Consider the following 17,600-nt stretch of genomic DNA (forward strand, 5'->3'; position numbering starts at 1 on the left):
TTCTATGGTTACCCTAATTGATTCTCCAACCTCTGCTGCTGTCCAGCCCCGCTTAACACTCCAAACCGCGGACATTGCAGCCCACACCACAGCGATTCGTTGCCTTGACTGGGATCGGGATCGCTTTGATATTGAGTTTGAGTTACGCCATGGCACAACCTACAACTCATTTTTAATCCGAGGGGAAAAAACGGCCCTCATCGACACGTCCCATCGCAAGTTTGAGGCCGTCTACTTGCAACTGTTGCAGGATCTAGTTGATCTCAGAAGTCTCGACTATTTGATCGTCAATCATACAGAACCAGACCACAGTGGACTGATTCCAGACCTCTTAGAACTGGCCCCCCAGGTGACGGTGGTGGGCTCCAAGGTGGCCATCCAATTCTTGGAAAAGCTCGTACACCGACCTTTTGAGTCACAGATTGTCAAAAGTGGCCACAGCCTGGATTTGGGCCAGGGCCATGAGTTGCAATTTATTTCAGCGCCCAATTTGCATTGGCCCGACACAATTTTGACCTATGACTCGGGTACCCAGGTACTCTATACCTGCGATGTTTTTGGCATGCACTATTGCGATGATTCCCTTTTCGATGAAACGCCAGAACGACTCGAACCTGATTTCCAATACTATTACAATTGCTTGATGGGCTCCAATGCCCGCTCGGTGTTGATGGCATTAAAACGCATTGCACCGCTGCAGGTTGTTCTAGTGGCAACGGGCCATGGGCCGCTATTGCAACATCACATTTCCCATTGGCTTGGACAGTACGATGCCTGGAGTCAAAACCAGGTCAAAGCTGAAACCTTTGTGGCCCTATTTTATGTAGATGGGTATGGGGTGAGCGATCGCCTGGTGCAGACCATTGCCGATGGCATCAGTAAAACCGGTGTGGCCATTGAACTAGTCGATCTAAGTGTGGCGGATACCCACGAGGTTCGTACCCTGGCCCAATGTGCGGCAGGCCTGGTGGTTGGTATGCCTCCCCAATCTTCCACTTCAACCACCCTAGACCCTTTGTTGGGCACCATTTTAGCGGCGGTACATCCCAAACAAGTTATCGGCCTGTTTGAAAGCGGGGGAGGACAGGATGAGCCCATTTACCCCCTCCGCAATCGCTTCCAGGAATTGGGTTTGCAAGAAGCCTTTGAGCCAATTTTGCTCAAGACCGAACCAACGGCCGCCACGGATCAGCTTTGCCGTGAAGCGGGTACCGATCTGGGCCAGTACCTCACCCAGAAACAATCCCAGCAGGCAAATACAGACCTTGATCCAGAACTCAATCAGGCGATCGGTCGCCTCAGCACTGGACTGTATATTTTAACCGCTCAAAAGGGAGATGTGCGGAGTGCCATGTTAGCTTCCTGGGTGATTCAAGGCAGCTTTGAACCCCTGGGCATTGTCATTGCAGTGGCCAAAGACCGGGCGATCGAATCATTACTCCATCCCGGCGATACTTTCGTGCTCAATGTGCTGGAAGAGGACAACTATCAAAGCCTCATGCGCCATTTCCTCCTCCGTTTTCCCCCAGGGGCAGACCGCTTTGCCGGAGTTAACACCTATCCTGCCCAGAACGGTTCTCCGATCCTGTTGGAAACCCTAGCTTATCTGGAATGTGAGGTTACCTCCCGTCTTGATGGCAATGACCATTGGTTGGTCTACAGCACCATACAAACTGGACGAGTCGCCAAATTGAATGCCCTAACCGCCACTCACCACCGCAAACTGGGCAACCACTACTAAGTTCACCTTCTACCTGGGATTTTCTCATGCAACTCCTCTCAACCAATGTGGATTCGGACGCAAAGCCTACTCTCCTATATTTCAGTCGTGCCGTGGTGGTGCGTCTACTGGAAACGGTGCAGGACTTTATTGTGATTTCCCTTTGCGTCGGCCTGTTCAGTTTTATGGTGATGCAGTTGCGGGAAATGTTTGTCTCCCTTTTTCCTCCCCTGGATTTTCCCCGGGTCACCGCCGACATTTTATTTCTGCTGATTTTAGTGGAACTGTTTCGATTGCTGATTATTTATCTGCAGGAACACCGGGTTTCCATCGGAGTTGCAGTGGAAGTCTCAATTGTTTCGGTTCTAAGAGAAATTATTGTCCGGGGCGTTCTGGAAGTGCCTTGGGAGCAAGTGCTGGCAGCTTGTTCATTTCTGCTCATTCTGGGTGTTTTGCTCGTAGTGCGGGTTTGGTTACCCCCCACGTTTGAAGGGGTCGATCCTGAACGGGAAATCTCCCGCCGCCATCAAATTCGTCAGTCTGGTAAGGAGTCCCCATCAATTTGATTATCTTGACCATCCCCGCTCCCTCTTGTCTTTATTCGAGGTTAAATCCATGATTTCTCCAATTGGTGGTCTTTCCCAAGCTTTGCATAGTCCGTCAGATTCAATTTTCGTTGCTTCCCTGCCTCGGGATATTCAGGTTGCGGAAATTGCCCCTCAAACCAAAGTGTTACGGTCTCGCCTCTGGGATCGACTTAAATTTGAGGTGGAATATGGTCGCCGTCGGGGCACTACTTCTAATTCCTATCTGATTCAGGCCGACCATACGGCATTGATTGATCCTCCGGGAGAGTCATTTTGTGATTTGTATCTAGCGGAATTACCCAAATATTTGGATTTAGCCCAGCTTGACTACATTGTTGCAAGCCATGTTAATCCCAATCGCATGGTTACCCTGGAGCAATTACTGCGTCGGGCAACCAAGGCCAAGCTTATTTGTTCTCGTCCTGCGGCGAAGGTGCTTAAAGCCACCTTTCCCCATTGGGAAGAAAGATTCCAGACCGTGCGGTCCCAGGACATGCTGGATTTGGGCCGGGGCCATAAGCTCCAGTTGATGACCTTGCCTACCCCCCGCTGGCCTGACGGTTTATGTGCCTACGATGCAGGTAGCCAGATTCTTTTTAGTGACAAGTTGTTTGGCACGCATGTTTGTGGCGATGCCATTTTTGATGAGGACTGGCGACAATTAGGCGGCGATCGCCGTTTTTACTTTGATTGTTTGCATGCTCCCCAAACTAGACAGGTCGAAACAGCACTGGATCAGTTTGATCCGTTAACGCTGAAAATGATTGCCCCTGGCCATGGCCCCTTGGTTCGTTTTAGCCTTAGTCGTCTGTACAGTGATTATCGCCAATGGTGTCAACAACAACCTAGCCAGACCCTCAAAGTAGCATTGATCTATGCTTCCGCCTATGGCAATACAGCAACCATGGCCCGGGCGATCGCCCAAGGATTAGTCAAGGCCGGTGTTGCCGTCGAAACAATTAACTGTGAAATCGCAGAACCAAACGAAATTGTCGAAGCAATTCAGGCCTGTGATGGTTTTATTGTCGGTTCTCCTACCCTGGGGAGCCATGCCCCCGTTCAAATCCAAACGGCATTAGGGATTGTTTTATCTTCCGCAACCAAAACTAAATTGGCCGGAGTCTTTGGTTCCTATGGCTGGAGCGGTGAAGCTATTGATTTGATTGAAAATAAGCTAAAAGATGGCGGCTATCGCTTCGGCTTTGAGGCCATCCGCATCCAATTCAGTCCCAATCTCGATGCCCTAGATGTTTGCACAACCTCTGGCGCAAATTTCGCGCGGCAACTCCGTACCCACAAGCGTCAGAGGATTGCCCGTCAAGCCACTACCGAAACCCAGGCTGACCGCACTCAGCAGGCAGTGGGACGTATTATCGGCTCCATTGGTGTGGTTACAACCCAAACAACTGGCCGCCATCAAGGGATTTTGACCTCCTGGGTTTCCCAAGCCAGCTTCACTCCCCCTGGCATTATGCTCGCAATTCCGGGCGAATTTGATGCCTACGGTTTGGCCGGACAAAATAAGGCTTTTGTGCTCAATCTTCTGCAGGAAGGTAGGAGTGTACGGCGTCATTTTGATCACCAGCCCCTGCCGAAAGATGGGGATAATCCCTTCAGCAGATTGGAACATTATTCAACCCAGAATGGCTGTCTGATTCTAGCGGAGGCGCTGGCTTATCTTGAATGCCTCGTCCAATCTTGGTCGAATATAGGCGATCATGTCCTGGTTTATGCAACAGTTCAGGCCGGACAAGTGTTACAACCCAACGGCATCACTGCCATACGACACCGCAAATCGGGGGGACAATATTAGGCGCTGTCATGGTTGTGATCAACTCGCTAGCAGTTTCTAACCTTGAGTTTCCATCTCGGACTTCTTTACGCTTCTAATGATGGCGATCGCCGTCTTGGCTATGGCAGACATCAGGGTGGGAAGTGAGAACAGCTTTAAACTGAGCAAAACGGTGTTTCTGTTTATGGTCATAGGTTAGCAATTCCTAAATCCCCCAATGCCATGCTGACGTCAGTTTTGGGGATATAGTCCGCCCCTGTGCCAAGTTCCTCCCGAAAGCCCATTACCATACCCAGCTAATTGCCATGGGGGGCGATAGATTTGTCATTGGGCAGAAGGAAAAAGCTAAACTGGAGGGCAATTTGATCATCTTCACTATCATTGGGGAATCTCCATGTGTGGCATCGTTGGTTACATCGGCACCCAAACGGCAGTAAATATCCTCATTGAAGGGCTAGAACGCTTAGAATACAGAGGTTATGACTCCGCCGGCATTGCTACGGTCACCGAAGGAAAAATTGAGTCGGTGCGGGCTAAGGGCAAACTATTTAACCTCAAGGAAAAGCTAGAAAACCACAGCAACTTTTCCCGCCTGGGCATTGGACATACCCGTTGGGCCACCCACGGTAAACCGGAGGAGCATAACGCCCACCCCCACTTGGATAACCAGCAACGCATCGCCGTTGTGCAGAATGGCATCATCGAAAATTATCAAACCCTGAGGGATCAGTTAAAGGAAAAGGGTTACCAGTTTTATTCGGAGACGGATACCGAGGTCATTCCGATTTTGATTGCCGACATCCTTAAGGATTTGCCCAGTGATGATCCAGACGAAGCTCTACTGGAAGCCATTGGCAAGGCCGTACATCAGCTAGAGGGAGCCTTTGCGATCGCCGTTTTAGATGCCCATTGTCCAGAGCAACTAATTGTGGCCCGACAGCAAGCACCCTTAATTCTGGGCTTTGGCCAGGGGGAATTCTTTTGTGCGTCCGATGTGACAGCCTTAGTGCACCACACCACCACAGTACTTTCTTTGGAGAATGGAGAAATTGCCAGGTTAACGCCCCTGGGGGTAGAAGTTTACGACTTTAACCTGAAAAGGGTGAGAAAATTACCCCGCACCCTCGATTGGAGCGCCACCACCGTTGAAAAACAGGGCTTTCGGCACTTTATGCTCAAGGAAATCTACGAGCAACCAGCCGTTGTCCGCACTTGTTTAGCAACTTATCTCAATGAACAATGGCGGGCCGCCGACCATCCTAGCCATAGTCCCGTATTCCTGGGTTTAGACCCCCAGTTGACCAAAAATCTCCAACATATTCAAGTTCTGGCCTGTGGTACTAGTTGGCATGCGGGTCTGGTGGGGAAATATTTACTAGAGCAATTGGCCGGCATTCCCACCACAGTGCATTACGCTTCGGAATTTCGCTATGCGGCCCCTCCCCTGACGCCCCACACCCTCACCATTGGCGTGACTCAGTCGGGGGAAACGGCGGATACTTTGGCCGCCCTGGAAATGGAAAAACAACGGCGCTTAACTTTGGAAGACGACTATAAACCCCTGATTTTGGGCATTACCAACCGTCCGGAAAGTACCTTGGCTACCATGGTTAATGAGATTATTAATACCCACGCTGGCATTGAAATTGGGGTGGCCGCCACCAAAACCTTTGTGGCCCAAGTGTTGGCCTTTTATTTTCTCGCCCTGGACATTGCCTTTCAGCGACACAGCCTGAGCTTGGAAGCCATAGAACACATCATGGTTGGTCTGCGACAATTACCCGCCCAAATTGAAACCATTTTGGAACAACAGGGTAGTGCTATTGAAGCCCTAGCCCATGAATTTGCCGAAACCCAAGACTTTATTTTCCTTGGTCGGGGCATCAATTTTCCCATTGCGCTGGAGGGAGCTTTAAAACTCAAGGAAATTAGTTATATCCATGCAGAAGGTTACCCCGCCGGGGAAATGAAACACGGCCCCATTGCCCTCCTGGATGCCAAAGTCCCAGTGGTGGCGATCGCCATGCCGGGTTCAGTGCATGACAAGGTAATTTCTAATGCCCAGGAAGCCAAAGCCAGGGATGCCAGGCTCATCGGGGTTACTCCCATGGACGACAGCCAGGCCCGTTCTGTGTTCGATGATTTATTGTTAGTGCCCCACGTGGAGGAAATGCTTTCCCCTATTGTGGCAGTGATTCCCCTGCAACTTTTGTCCTACCATATTGCCGCCCGCCGGGGGTTAGACGTGGATCAACCCCGTAATTTGGCTAAGTCCGTCACCGTGGAGTAGTTGGCCCCTGGGTTGTTGCAGGTCAATAACAGCAGCCTGCTGTCCCCAAAAAGCTGTGGAACAATAACAGGTAAAGCAATTTATTCTCGCCGGTAACTCGGTGTAGCAAGTTTAAAACATCCCCTATGACAAGCAAAAAATTCTCCTGGCCAAAAACTATCATTGCCCTACTTTTAACCCTAGGTTTATGGCTAGGATTGGCAGACTTACCCACCTATGCCCTGGGGGGTATCCAACCAGAGTTGGATCAACCTGCGCCCCTGTTCACCCTGCCCAGCACCACCGGAGAAGGGGAAGTTAATTTGACAGATTACCGGGGTCAATGGGTGGTTTTATATTTCTATCCCCAGGACTTTACCCCCGGTTGTACCTTGGAGGCCCAGCGTTTCCAGCGGGATTTGACCAAATATCAAGCTCTCAATGCCCAGGTAATTGGGGTAAGTGTGGACGACTTAGACTCCCATGAAGCTTTTTGTGATGCGGAAGGGCTTAAGTTTCCCCTGCTGGCGGACTCCGACGGGGCAGTAATCAAGACCTATGGCTCTTGGCTCAGTGGCATGGCCCTACGACACACCTACGTCATCGATCCCGAGGGTATTTTGCGGGAAAGATTTCTGGGAGTGAGACCCGCCACCCACAGTGAAGAAGTTTTGGCCCGGTTGGCAGAATTACAAGCCTAATTGCCAGTGTTACGGCATTTTCAAAAACTTTACAATTCAAACTTGGGCTTAGTCAGGGTTGTTTGGCGGTCTTGGCAGGCAAGATAAACTGCTTCTAGCAAAACTTCGGGGGGATTATCGGCCGAGGGAGCGGTGAGACGCAGACGTTCTTGTACCTGTTTGGCTAACCTTTTCTCCGCCTGTTGCCTGGCCTTGGGTAGTAAATCTCCCCGTCGGAGTAAATAATCCCGGATCACTAACCAATGGTCTGCTGTAATTCTTTCTAAACCAGGGCATTGTGCTAACTCAGCGGCGAGAATCTTCGCTTGCTCCGGTTGTTGCAGTTTTAGGCGATCGCCTCTTTGATCCCGACTTTCCCGAATCACTAAAGTCCCCGCCAGTAAATCTCCAATGCGTTTTTCCCGCCGGCCAAAAATGATTAATAAAGCGCCGATGTAAAGAAAATCATCAATGGGGCGGAACAGAGCTCTTAAACTAGCTTCCTGTAAGCCAACGGGGCGGCCATCTCCCCGAATTACCCGAATTTTAGCCCTGCGTTTACCGGGGGTTTGACCCTGCCAGAGGGTTTCAAAAAAGACAAAATAACCCACATAAACCGCAAAAATGAGGAAAATTTGGATAGCGGTGAGCCAGAGTTGCCATTCCCCGGAGGCGTAGAGGGAAAGGTTATAGGCCAACACCGCCCAAATAATTAGCAAAATTAAAACAACGCTTCCCAGACAGACATAGTCGATCAGCACCGCATAGAGACGATTGCCGATGCCCGCCAAAGTAAATTCCAATTCTACGCTTTCGGGGGTTTCCACCTGATAATGGTTAAACAGGGCCATGGTTTCTAGCTTTGGGGGAGAAAAAAGGGGATAGAGACAATGATGGTTCCAGGGGAGATTAGCTCGGGCGTTTTGTCCCTGAGGCAAGCTTTAAAATTTTGCCCGATCGCCGTAAGATAAAGGCTGGCAAAGCTTGTTTTTATTGGCGTATTTAACAAAAGACTATGGACATTTTGACATTAGGTTGGGTAAGCGTGTTAGTTCTGTTCACCTGGTCCATCAGCATGGTGGTATGGGGTCGGAACGGCTTCTAGGATTAAACCTGGATTTCCCGTTGTTTAAGAGTCTTTGATACCGTGGAAGCAACTCCTACTCCTGTCCTCAACACCCTTTTTTTAGCGGCCCTGGTGATGCTAGTGCTTGTTAGTGGTGGCATTCTCTACCTCACCACCCTGGAATGGCGCGATCGCCGTCGGCAGGATCGGGATAAAAAAATGGGTCGCTAGTTTTTTGAGTAGTTGAAAAGTTTACGGACGCGGGGGAATTTTGCCCTCTTGTGCCACCACCCCTGTGATAACTTATGGGTCTTTCCCGTTTACCGGTGATTGGGTTATTTATTACCCTGGTCACCATAGCTTTTTTGCTGGTTGCCAACTTTGACCAAAATCCAGTCCCGGTTAATCTGGCCAAGGATGCCCCCACCCAAAGCTCCTCTCCTGGGTTGGTTATTGTGGCGGCGGGAGATATTGCCTGTGCCCCCGAAGATCCCGGCTTTAATAACAGTTTAGGTACAGCAGACCGTTGCCAGATGGCCGCCACAGCTAATTTGGTTGCTAGCGCTAATCCTGATCTAGTTTTACCGCTAGGGGATAACCAGTACGAACGGGGAGAATTGGCTAATTACCAAGCTTCCTATCAACCCACCTGGGGAAAATTCGATGCCATCAGCCGCCCTGTGCCAGGTAACCATGAATATTACGGCCCCGGCAAAGATGCGGCGGACTACTTTGATTATTTTGGCCAACTAGCCGGCGATCGCCAAAAGGGCTATTACAGCTACGACCAGGGGGACTGGCATTTTATTGCCCTCAATTCCAACTGCCAATACATTGGCGGTTGCGAAATGGGATCGGCCCAACAGGAATGGCTCAGGCAAGATTTAGCCGAAAACAACAAAGTCTGTACCCTAGCCTATTGGCACCACCCCCTTTATTCCTCTGGTGTGCACGGTAACCAAAAGCAAATGGCGGACCTATGGCAGACCCTCTACGATGGCGGTGCGGAATTGGTGCTATCGGGGCACGACCACCTGTACGAAAGATTTGCCCCCCAAAATGCCCAGGGTGAATTGGATAGGGAAAAGGGGCTGAGGCAATTTGTCATTGGCACCGGCGGCAAAAGTCTTTATCCTTTCAAAACCGTGCGCCCCAACAGTGAAGTTCAGGCAATGGGAGTTTATGGAGTGCTGAAAATGGAACTCCAATCCAACAGCTACCGCTGGCAATTCCTAACCGCCAACACCGACGAATTCAATGAACAGGGGAAGGATTTATGTCATTAAAGGGGGCAATCATGCCATTACTGGGGCCCTTTGCCATGGCCCAAAACCAGGAAAATACTAATAAATTCCATCACCCATTCTAATTCTCCTTTGCGGCAAACCTGCGCTAAGCTTATTCGTGAGCATTTCTCGGTTGTACCTATGGACTTTTCTAGTAACGTTGCAGCGCAACTCAATGCGGGGACAATTTTGCCAGAGGGCATTGTTATTGTCACTCTCCTCCTTGTGCTAATTGTTGATTTGATTGGGGGACGCAAGGTAGCCTTGGCCCTGCCCTACCTGGCGATCGCCGGTTTATTGGTATCGGTGGGTTTGCTAGTTACTTCCTGGTCCATGGCGGATCCCATCGGTTTCATCGGCGCTTTCAATGGAGATAATCTCAGCATTATTTTCCGGGCTATCATTGCCCTGTCCACCGTTGTCACCATTTTAATGTCGGTGCGTTATGTGCAACAAACGGGGACTTCCTTGGCGGAATTCATTGCCATTTTGCTCACGGCTACCTTGGGGGGCATGTTCCTCTCAGCGGCCAACGAGTTGGTGATGGTTTTCATCTCCCTGGAAATGCTCAGTATTTCCTCCTACCTCATGACGGGCTACATGAAGCGGGACCCCCGTTCCAATGAAGCGGCGTTGAAATATTTGCTCATTGGTGCTTCTAGCTCCGCCATTTTCCTTTACGGTCTTTCCCTCCTCTATGGTTTGTCCGGTGGCGAAACCCAGTTGGTATTAATTGCCGAGAAATTAGTTAACGCTGACACTGTGGGTCAATCCCTCGGTTTGGCGATCGCCTTGGTGTTTGTCATTGCTGGTATTGCCTTTAAAATTTCCGCTGTACCCTTCCACCAATGGACCCCCGACGTTTATGAAGGTTCTCCCACCCCGGTGGTGGCTTTTCTTTCGGTGGGCTCTAAGGCGGCCGGTTTTGCCGTAGCTATCCGATTACTAGTGACTGCCTTTGGTGGTATTACCGATGAGTGGCACGTTATTTTCACCGCTCTGGCCGTGTTGAGCATGGTGCTGGGCAACGTGGTGGCTTTAGCCCAAACCAGCATGAAACGGATGTTGGCCTACTCTTCCATCGGTCAAGCAGGCTTTGTGATGATTGGCCTAGTGGCCGGCAGTGAAGATGGTTACGCCAGCATGGTTTTCTACATGCTCATCTATCTGTTTATGAACCTGGGGGCGTTTAGTTGCATTATTCTCTTCACCCTCCGCACTGGCAGTGACCAAATTAGTGATTACGCTGGTCTGTACCACAAAGACCCCTTGTTAACCTTGGGCTTGAGCATTTGTTTATTATCCTTGGGGGGCATTCCTCCTCTGGCGGGCTTTTTCGGCAAAATTTACATCTTCTGGGCCGGTTGGCAATCGGGATTGTATGGCCTAGTCCTACTTGGTCTGGTTACCAGTGTAGTTTCCATCTACTACTACATCCGGGTGGTGAAAATGATGGTGGTGAAGGAGCCCCAGGAAATGTCCGAAGTAATCAAAAATTACCCGGCCATCAAATGGAATTTACCCGGCATGCGTCCCCTACAGGTGGGCATTGTCGCTACTTTGGTTGCTACCTCGCTGGCAGGTATTCTGGCTAATCCCCTCTTTAACCTCGCCACCGATTCCGTGGTCAGCACCAAGATGTTGCAGACAGCCCTCCAGCAAACAGGAGAAACTCCGGCGATCGCCATTTCCCATGATTTACCCTAGGGGTATCAGGAAATATTGCTTTGCAGGCAAAAGCCAATGAGTGTAACTATAGAAACCGATTTAAAGGAGATCTTGGGGGAAATTAAGACCAAACTCGATGACCTCCAAAAAGATGTAACTTCTCTTAAGATCGATATGGCAACGGTGAAAACCGAGTTATCTGCGGTCAGGATGGAGATAGGTACAGTCAAGGATGATGTTAAAGATGTCAAAGGGCGGGCTAATGCTCAAATTTGGGCGTTGATTCTTGCCGTCATCGGAGCCATAATTACCACCTTGGTGCGTTTTGGCATTTTCCCTAATCCCTAACAAAAAAGCGACCAGGCTTTTCTTTCAATTGCCCGATCGCCTTTGATATTTTCCCAAAGGATAAAAGCTAGTCCATTCAGAATCGAGCCTTAAAGTACTCCCATATTGGCTAGCCCCAGAATTACTCCAGCGCCGAGGATGTGGCCAAAGCTAGCGGTGCCCAGCACAGCCCCTAAACCAAAGCCGCCAAAGAAGTTAGAGGAAGGCATGGGGGTGCCCACATTTTGTTGTTTGATGGTCAATTTACCAAAGGCGATCGCCAAAATGTTGCAAGCAATCATCACCCCAGCAACTTTAGGGCTCCAGGACAGGGTGGCGGGAACGGCGGTGGCCAACAAAAAGCTATGCATTGAGATTCTCCAGAATAAAGACGGTTTTTAAAGGGATAGCCCCACGCTAATGGGGGTCTTTAAAAATCTCATCTTACGGGGACGCTCTGCCCCTGGGAAACCACCGTTGCAATACTTAACAAATTTTCGTTTTTAGCTTGGCAAATGTCTTTGGCAAAATTGGTTGATCTGGCTTAAATCGTCAGTTATTTGCCCTGGAATAGTCTGGGGACGGGCAATTCTGATCAGATTTACCCCCAACGCTTCCGCCACTTTTTGCTTAACCAATTCTCCCCCCTGGGCACCGGAGGCTTTAGTTACCACCCCTTGAATTTGCCATTGTTGCCACAGGGCTTTTTCCAATGGTTCGGCTACGGGGGGGCGCAAAGCAATGATACGGTCGGAAGTAAACCCAGCGGCGATCGCCTGGGCTAGGGCTTGGGGATAGGGCAGAATACGGGCAAATAGAACTGCTTCATCCTGTAGGAGGCTGAAATGGCTTAACCAGCGGGCTCCAACGGTCAACAGCACCCGTTTTCCCCTCAAGTAAGGCTGATATTTCCCTCTGGTTAAACTCTGAATATCAGGTACTTCTAAGGTATTTTTTCCCAAAGCCAGGGGCGGCCGCTCAAATCGGATATAGGGAATTTGTTGTTCTTTGGCGATCGCCGTGACCGTGGTAGTAATTTGGGCGGCAAAGGGATGGGACGCATCGACAATGACTGCAATGCTATGGCGTTTTAGAAATTTCGGTATTTCCTGTGGGGTTAAAGCTCCAACGTGAACCGTCAAACATTGATGAATCGGATATAAATGCTTGGCCTCCGATGTGGTGACTGTCACCAGACAATTTATTCCCTGGGCAATTAACCCTTCGGCTACGGCACGACTATCCACCGTTCCACCAATTAACCAAACGGTTGCCAGGCTATCCACCATGATTTAAGTGCTTACAACTGGAATTTTTCACCCAAGTAATATTGCCGCACCAAAGGATTTTCCGATAACTCCCCGGCACTACCGGAAGCCAAAATTTGCCCGTCCCGCATAATGTAACCCCGGTTGGTAATGGCTAGGGTTTCCCGCACATTATGGTCGGTGATTAAAATGCCCATATTTCGTTCCCGCAACTGGGCAATGATAGTTTGAATTTCCGCCACGGCAATGGGGTCAACCCCCGCAAAGGGTTCATCTAAAAGCAAAAATTGTGGTCCTTCCACCCCGATCGCCAGGGCCCGGGCTAACTCAGTGCGCCGCCGTTCTCCCCCAGAAATTTGCGAACCTTGGGTATGGGCCACTTTTTCTAAGCGAAACTCGGCCAATAGCTGCTCAAGGCGATGTTTCCGTAGGGGAGGCGAAACCCCTGTTTGCTCCAAAGCTAAGAGAATGTTGTCCCGCACACTCAACTGCCGAAAGACGCTGGCCTGTTGAGTTAGGTAACCTAAACCAAGATGGGCCCGTTGGTTCAGGGGTAAATTAGTTATGTCCCGCTGGTGGAGCCACACCCGCCCTGTATTCGGCTTTACTAATCCCGTGGCAATGTAAAAAGTGGTGGTTTTTCCCGCTCCGTTGGGCCCGAGTAAGCCGACAATTTCCCCGGGAGCGACCTGGGCGTTGACCCGATTGACCACACAACGCTTGCCGTAGAGTTTATGGATATTTTCTAAAACTAAGGTCACGATCTCCGTTCTCGCTAAAAAGCCTGTCACCGAATGCCGTTAGTATCCCACAGCTAAGAACCCAGGGGCGGCAAATCTGGCAGGGTATCACCGGGGAGAGGATTGGGACCAGTGGGGGCGGGGCCGGCTGGACTTTGGGACTCTTCCACTAGATAAATGGATTCCACCTGTTGATTTGCTTGGGGGTTAGCGACAAAACGCCCTTCGTCCACTAAATAGGTCATGGTTTCCGCCCGCATACTGTTGCCGTCCTGGAGCACATAGACGTTGCCACTAAGGACTAAACGTCTCTCCTGGGAAAAATATTGGGCCTGGGCCGCCGTTGCTTGCAAATTCCGCGCAGGATAGTAAACTTGAACATTCCCCCTAGCGGTCACCACCCCGGTTTGGGAATTAGCTTCTTGGATATCAGAGCGGACAGTCATGGGACTAGAAGGGGCCGTTTGGGCCACCACCGAGGAATTGACGTTGACGGGCAGGGAAGACAAGCTCCCTAGGGAGGCCATGGCGACCGCCAACCAACCCCAGTGACGAGATAGCAAATGGGAGGGGGAAAAACGTTGAGGGAATACCATGAGCAAACGAACCATAATCGCTAACAGGCAAGCTTAGGGAAGAAAGCAGGGGAAGATTGTCAACCCAATAAAGCTAGTGTAGCGAATTGGGGCAATCTGTTTGGGTCGCTAAGGTCAGAAATCCATCCTCCACCCCTGGGTTTTGGACGTTCACCGTGGGTTTAGGTTTCCCCTGGGTCAAAGGACTGCAAACTGTTTAACAATGCCGGTACGATCGCCGCTGGCCAGCCGCCCTCTGCTTTACGCCCCTGGCACAAAATAAACCTCAATTCATAGGCGTGGGCATAGCCCTCAATTTCTAACCACACCAATTCACTACTCAGTTCGCAACAAATTTTTTCCTCCTCCATTAACTCGTCGGCGATCGCCGTGACGGTCTGGGCCAACTCCCTACTCAAGCGATGGAAATCGGCAAACTCATCTTGGGTCAACTCCAAAGCCCAATTCTCTGACCCCAGCAAAAAAGGAAAAGTCTCGGCATTGGGATCAAAGCCCCAGCGCCAACCAGGCCCTTCATGAATAGTTTTTGACAGCATGCCACTGGACCCATGGACAAAAAAAGAGAGTTAGTCGTAAGCCGGGTTCTGTTCCAGGATGCGAGGCACCCTTGGGGAGTTATCTATCTGGGAAATTTGTTACCAAATTCCTCAAGCGGTTCCACCAATCATGGGGCAGGAAAAAGACCAACCTTTGCCCCTCCGACCTTGCTTCCAACCGGGGTTTACCGAGCCAGTACCTCTCGATACTGCTGGTGCGCTCTTACCGCACCTTTGCACCCTTACCCTTTTCAGTGGTCAGTTACCAGTTAGTCAGCAGAAAAACCCTGTTAACTGTTTACTGGTTGCTGTTTTCTAAAAAGGGCGGTATTTTTCTGTGGCACTGTCCTCACGCTCGCGCGCACTGGGCGTTACCCAGCAAGTTTGGCCTTTGGGAAGCCCGGACTTTCCTCAGATTCCCTGTGACAGGAATCCGCAACTCCCTCCCTAACTCTCTTTTTCTAGTGTGCCATTGATTAGAGCCATAGGCCGCTGTGGTTTGTGACCCCAATTAATTGAAACTTCATTGCCCCCTCCGTAGTCTTGGGAAATTGGTGCTAGGAGTTGACCAATGAAAAAATTTGCCTGTTTAGCCTTGTCTGTATTACTCAGTGGAGCCGCGAGCTTACCCAGTTGGGCAGGGGAGGTATTGGACCGCATTGAACAAACGGGGGTGATTAATGCCGGCACTAGAAAGGATGCGGTGCCCTTCGCCTACGTTGACGACCAAGGGGAATGGGTGGGTTTTTCCATTGATCTGCTGGAATTGATTCGCCAGGAAGCGGAAGCCAGACTGGGTAAACCAATCAAGTTAAACATGGTGGAAGCCACCGCCGATAATCGCTTTGACTTGATTACCAATCAGACCATCGACTTGGAATGTGCTTCTTCCACCTTCACCTGGAATAGAACGGCAGTGGTGGATTTTTCAGTCAGTTACTTTGCCGATGGTACCAAAATTATCACCGGGGTGGATAGTGATCTAGAATCTGCCGATTCCCTAGCGGGACGGGCGATCGGGGTTATTCCCGACACCACCAATGCAAAAGCTATTCTCGACTTTCAACCGGGGGCAACCATCGTTGAAGTTAAAGACCAGGCCGATGGCATGGCCAAGCTTGAAGCTGGAGAAATCGAAGCTTTTGCTGGAGATGGCATTGTTTTGGCAGGATTGAAAAAAACCTCTGATAATCCCCAACAGTGGAAAGTGGTGCCTAATTTTCCCTATCAGTACGAAGCCTATGCCTGTTTATTACCCAAAGATGATTCTGACTGGCGCAATTTGGTCAACTACAGTCTAGTCAAATATATGGAAGGGGTAATCAGCGATCAGACCGCAGCGGTGGAAATTTACGAGCGTTGGTTTGATGAAGAAACTGGCGTTGCGCCCTATCCCCGGGAAACGATCAACGATTATTACCAAGGCATTGTGGATAGTTTTGAGTGGATTCCCATTGTTAGCTATTAGCAATTATTAGCAAAGCTTAAAGTGGGGATTAATTTGCCCCAGCCCTTCATTGGAAGGAATGATCAAATTAAGCAGTTCCTAATGCATAATTTCCTTTTAAGGGCTAGCAAGTATCTATTGCAACCAGCCTTTAATAGTTTTAATAACGCATTACATCAGCCTGACGTTGAACAAGAGCGGTTAAAAACCAAAATTATTCAGCGCCTAACTCACACCCGTTATGGCCAATCTTTGGGGATCACTAAAGACTCTCCTTGGTCGGCTATTCCCGTAGTTAGCTATGATGATTTTTTTTCCTGGTTAGAACAACAGCAAACCTCACCTAAACAATCAATAATTACCAACGAAAAAATTCATTATTGGCAACAAACTTCGGGCAGTTCTGGCGCGATTAAACAAATTCCCTACACCCATGGTTTACTGACTGCATTTACCTCCATGTTTGCGGTTTGGGCCTATGACCTGCTCCACCATGGCCCAGATTTTCGCACAGGTAAAACCTATGCTTGTGTTTCTCCCACCCTTGGCGATCGCCCTGGGGGCATTGATGACACGGACTATTTGACGGGGCCTCTGCGCTGGCTTAGTGGTCATTTTTTGGTACGGGTAGGTAATCATTTTCCTGACGGAGACGCTTTTCGTTGGGCTTTGGCCTTAGCTTTATTGCAAAATCCAGACTTAGAAATTATTTCCCTTTGGAGTCCAACTTTTTTGACAGTGCAATTAACGTTTATGGCCCAGCACCGTCACGCCCTGATCACGGCCCTTGGTGATCGCCTGGATGACACAAGACGAAAAGCATTAGAAATAGATCCGATTGATTGGCTAAAAATCTGGCCAAAATTAAAATTAATTTCCTGTTGGGATCAACTATTTGCCGGGGAACAAGCTAGGGCTTTACAGACTTATTTTCCCGGAGTATTTATCCAAGGAAAAGGCTTATTGGCCACGGAAGCTCCCATTACCATTCCTCTAATTAAAGCTGGGGGATTTGTGCCCTTAGTGAACCAAATTGTGTTGGAATTTATGACCGCTGATGGCACCATTGTTGACTTGTGCAAAGTGCAAACAGGGCAAACTTATCAATTAATTATTTCCACTTTGGGGGGACTATACCGTTATCGCCTTGGCGATCGCCTGCAGGTATCCCATTGGTATGCCAAAACCCCTTGCCTGGCTTTGGTGGGTAGGGGCGATCGGGTGAGTGACTTGGTGGGAGAAAAACTAACCGAAGAATTTGTGGCTGAAACCCTTAATAATCTTGGCTTAGTTGGTAACATTGGTCTTTGCTTCCTAGTGCCAGTCCCAGGAACCCAGCCCCATTACGTTTTGTACCTATCCTCCGGGGCAATGATGGCGATCGCCGGAGAGGAATCAACATTGGCCCAGCAACTGGATAACGGCCTCCAACGTAGTTTTCATTATCGTCGGGCTCGACAATTGGCCCAGTTAGGGCCGGTGCAAGTAATGACAGATGGTTATCCCCCTTGGTTAACCCAGGGGCGTTGGGGAGATGAAAAAAGTTATTGCCTTCGTATTCCTCCTTCTGGGACCGTTTGAAAAGTCCCCTAGCTCCCAAAATTTGGTAGAGGTTAGA

Annotated in this window: 18 protein-coding genes and 1 other RNA gene; 12 read left to right on the forward strand and 7 right to left on the reverse strand. The window is 49.7% G+C overall.

What is annotated here, in order from left to right; all coding sequences use genetic code 11:
* The first annotated feature begins 4 nt into the window (after positions 1 to 4).
* The 5 genes from H6G46_RS07330 (at position 5) to H6G46_RS07350 (ending at position 7,069) form a co-directional block, all read left to right on the forward strand.
* On the forward strand, positions 5 to 1,741 hold the full coding sequence (locus H6G46_RS07330) for a diflavin flavoprotein (protein WP_010871360.1): 1,737 nt from the start codon (positions 5 to 7) through the stop codon (positions 1,739 to 1,741).
* 26 nt (positions 1,742 to 1,767) lie between these two features.
* Entirely contained in the window at positions 1,768 to 2,286 is a 519-nt protein-coding gene (locus H6G46_RS07335) for a phosphate-starvation-inducible PsiE family protein (protein ID WP_010871359.1), read from the forward strand.
* Positions 2,287 to 2,335: 49 nt separating this feature from the next.
* Positions 2,336 to 4,120: a diflavin flavoprotein gene (locus H6G46_RS07340; RefSeq protein ID WP_010871358.1), complete on the forward strand. Its 1,785-nt coding sequence runs from the start codon at positions 2,336 to 2,338 to the stop codon at positions 4,118 to 4,120.
* A gap of 373 nt (positions 4,121 to 4,493) precedes the next feature.
* A complete protein-coding gene (glmS, locus tag H6G46_RS07345; RefSeq protein ID WP_010871357.1) occupies positions 4,494 to 6,389 on the forward strand; it encodes a glutamine--fructose-6-phosphate transaminase (isomerizing) in 1,896 nt (631 codons plus the stop codon).
* Positions 6,390 to 6,514: 125 nt separating this feature from the next.
* Positions 6,515 to 7,069 (forward strand): peroxiredoxin, encoded by a 555-nt coding sequence (locus tag H6G46_RS07350; protein ID WP_010871356.1) that lies wholly within the window; start codon positions 6,515 to 6,517, stop codon positions 7,067 to 7,069.
* A 29-nt stretch (positions 7,070 to 7,098) separates the two neighbouring features.
* Here the strand turns inward: H6G46_RS07350 and H6G46_RS07355 are convergent, their stop codons facing one another.
* On the reverse strand, positions 7,099 to 7,899 hold the full coding sequence (locus H6G46_RS07355) for an RDD family protein (protein ID WP_010871355.1): 801 nt from the start codon (positions 7,897 to 7,899) through the stop codon (positions 7,099 to 7,101).
* Positions 7,900 to 8,063: 164 nt separating this feature from the next.
* Here H6G46_RS07355 and petN point away from each other — a divergent pair, with 164 nt between their 5' ends.
* The 5 genes from petN to H6G46_RS07380 all read left to right on the forward strand — a co-directional run bounded on the left by petN (position 8,064) and on the right by H6G46_RS07380 (position 11,416).
* Entirely contained in the window at positions 8,064 to 8,153 is a 90-nt protein-coding gene (petN, locus tag H6G46_RS07360) for a cytochrome b6-f complex subunit PetN (RefSeq protein ID WP_010871354.1), read from the forward strand.
* Positions 8,154 to 8,195: 42 nt separating this feature from the next.
* The gene (locus tag H6G46_RS07365; protein WP_010871353.1) at positions 8,196 to 8,345 is read left to right on the forward strand and encodes a hypothetical protein; all 150 of its coding nucleotides are present in this window, start codon (positions 8,196 to 8,198) and stop codon (positions 8,343 to 8,345) included.
* Positions 8,346 to 8,419: 74 nt separating this feature from the next.
* Positions 8,420 to 9,400 (forward strand): metallophosphoesterase, encoded by a 981-nt coding sequence (locus H6G46_RS07370; RefSeq protein WP_010871352.1) that lies wholly within the window; start codon positions 8,420 to 8,422, stop codon positions 9,398 to 9,400.
* 141 nt (positions 9,401 to 9,541) lie between these two features.
* Entirely contained in the window at positions 9,542 to 11,107 is a 1,566-nt protein-coding gene (locus H6G46_RS07375; RefSeq protein WP_010871351.1) for an NAD(P)H-quinone oxidoreductase subunit N, read from the forward strand.
* Positions 11,108 to 11,143: 36 nt separating this feature from the next.
* Positions 11,144 to 11,416 (forward strand): hypothetical protein, encoded by a 273-nt coding sequence (locus H6G46_RS07380; RefSeq protein WP_010871350.1) that lies wholly within the window; start codon positions 11,144 to 11,146, stop codon positions 11,414 to 11,416.
* Between the two features lie 89 nt (positions 11,417 to 11,505).
* Here H6G46_RS07380 and psaK read toward each other — a convergent pair whose 3' ends face one another.
* The 6 genes from psaK to rnpB all read right to left on the reverse strand — a co-directional run bounded on the left by psaK (position 11,506) and on the right by rnpB (position 14,990).
* Positions 11,506 to 11,766, reverse strand: a complete 261-nt coding sequence (psaK, locus tag H6G46_RS07385; RefSeq protein WP_010871349.1) for a photosystem I reaction center subunit PsaK — start codon at positions 11,764 to 11,766, stop codon at positions 11,506 to 11,508.
* 132 nt (positions 11,767 to 11,898) lie between these two features.
* The gene (gene cobK / locus H6G46_RS07390; protein ID WP_010871348.1) at positions 11,899 to 12,684 is read right to left on the reverse strand and encodes a precorrin-6A reductase; all 786 of its coding nucleotides are present in this window, start codon (positions 12,682 to 12,684) and stop codon (positions 11,899 to 11,901) included.
* Between the two features lie 11 nt (positions 12,685 to 12,695).
* On the reverse strand, positions 12,696 to 13,454 hold the full coding sequence (lptB, locus tag H6G46_RS07395) for an LPS export ABC transporter ATP-binding protein (RefSeq protein WP_010871347.1): 759 nt from the start codon (positions 13,452 to 13,454) through the stop codon (positions 12,696 to 12,698).
* A gap of 23 nt (positions 13,455 to 13,477) precedes the next feature.
* A complete protein-coding gene (locus H6G46_RS07400; RefSeq protein WP_010871346.1) occupies positions 13,478 to 14,014 on the reverse strand; it encodes an LptA/OstA family protein in 537 nt (178 codons plus the stop codon).
* Between the two features lie 146 nt (positions 14,015 to 14,160).
* On the reverse strand, positions 14,161 to 14,535 hold the full coding sequence (locus H6G46_RS07405) for a DUF1818 family protein (RefSeq protein ID WP_010871345.1): 375 nt from the start codon (positions 14,533 to 14,535) through the stop codon (positions 14,161 to 14,163).
* A gap of 22 nt (positions 14,536 to 14,557) precedes the next feature.
* Positions 14,558 to 14,990: RNase P RNA component class A (rnpB, locus tag H6G46_RS07410), an RNA gene on the reverse strand.
* A gap of 116 nt (positions 14,991 to 15,106) precedes the next feature.
* Between rnpB and H6G46_RS07415 the strand changes: the two genes are divergently transcribed.
* On the forward strand, positions 15,107 to 16,003 hold the full coding sequence (locus H6G46_RS07415) for an amino acid ABC transporter substrate-binding protein (RefSeq protein ID WP_010871344.1): 897 nt from the start codon (positions 15,107 to 15,109) through the stop codon (positions 16,001 to 16,003).
* 81 nt (positions 16,004 to 16,084) lie between these two features.
* Positions 16,085 to 17,563 (forward strand): GH3 auxin-responsive promoter family protein, encoded by a 1,479-nt coding sequence (locus tag H6G46_RS07420; protein WP_020861369.1) that lies wholly within the window; start codon positions 16,085 to 16,087, stop codon positions 17,561 to 17,563.
* The last annotated feature ends 37 nt before the right edge of the window (positions 17,564 to 17,600 follow it).

The sequence above is a fragment of the Synechocystis sp. FACHB-908 genome, from assembly GCF_014698595.1.
Classification (GTDB): domain Bacteria; phylum Cyanobacteriota; class Cyanobacteriia; order Cyanobacteriales; family Microcystaceae; genus Synechocystis.

Excerpts from the sequence above, each read along its gene's own strand:
- H6G46_RS07415 (WP_010871344.1), top strand. The coding sequence starts at position 15,107 with ATGAAAAAATTTGCCTGTTTAGCCTTGTCTGTATTACTCAGTGGAGCC.
- H6G46_RS07420 (WP_020861369.1), top strand. The coding sequence starts at position 16,085 with ATGCATAATTTCCTTTTAAGGGCTAGCAAGTATCTATTGCAACCAGCC.
- H6G46_RS07355 (WP_010871355.1), bottom strand. The coding sequence starts at position 7,899 with ATGGCCCTGTTTAACCATTATCAGGTGGAAACCCCCGAAAGCGTAGAA.
- psaK (WP_010871349.1), bottom strand. The coding sequence starts at position 11,766 with ATGCATAGCTTTTTGTTGGCCACCGCCGTTCCCGCCACCCTGTCCTGG.
- H6G46_RS07340 (WP_010871358.1), top strand. The coding sequence starts at position 2,336 with ATGATTTCTCCAATTGGTGGTCTTTCCCAAGCTTTGCATAGTCCGTCA.
- H6G46_RS07375 (WP_010871351.1), top strand. The coding sequence starts at position 9,542 with ATGGACTTTTCTAGTAACGTTGCAGCGCAACTCAATGCGGGGACAATT.
- H6G46_RS07330 (WP_010871360.1), top strand. The coding sequence starts at position 5 with ATGGTTACCCTAATTGATTCTCCAACCTCTGCTGCTGTCCAGCCCCGC.
- H6G46_RS07400 (WP_010871346.1), bottom strand. The coding sequence starts at position 14,014 with ATGGTTCGTTTGCTCATGGTATTCCCTCAACGTTTTTCCCCCTCCCAT.
- cobK (WP_010871348.1), bottom strand. The coding sequence starts at position 12,684 with ATGGTGGATAGCCTGGCAACCGTTTGGTTAATTGGTGGAACGGTGGAT.
- H6G46_RS07380 (WP_010871350.1), top strand. The coding sequence starts at position 11,144 with ATGAGTGTAACTATAGAAACCGATTTAAAGGAGATCTTGGGGGAAATT.
- H6G46_RS07370 (WP_010871352.1), top strand. The coding sequence starts at position 8,420 with ATGGGTCTTTCCCGTTTACCGGTGATTGGGTTATTTATTACCCTGGTC.
- H6G46_RS07405 (WP_010871345.1), bottom strand. The coding sequence starts at position 14,535 with ATGCTGTCAAAAACTATTCATGAAGGGCCTGGTTGGCGCTGGGGCTTT.
- H6G46_RS07335 (WP_010871359.1), top strand. The coding sequence starts at position 1,768 with ATGCAACTCCTCTCAACCAATGTGGATTCGGACGCAAAGCCTACTCTC.
- petN (WP_010871354.1), top strand. The coding sequence starts at position 8,064 with ATGGACATTTTGACATTAGGTTGGGTAAGCGTGTTAGTTCTGTTCACC.
- H6G46_RS07350 (WP_010871356.1), top strand. The coding sequence starts at position 6,515 with ATGACAAGCAAAAAATTCTCCTGGCCAAAAACTATCATTGCCCTACTT.
- glmS (WP_010871357.1), top strand. The coding sequence starts at position 4,494 with ATGTGTGGCATCGTTGGTTACATCGGCACCCAAACGGCAGTAAATATC.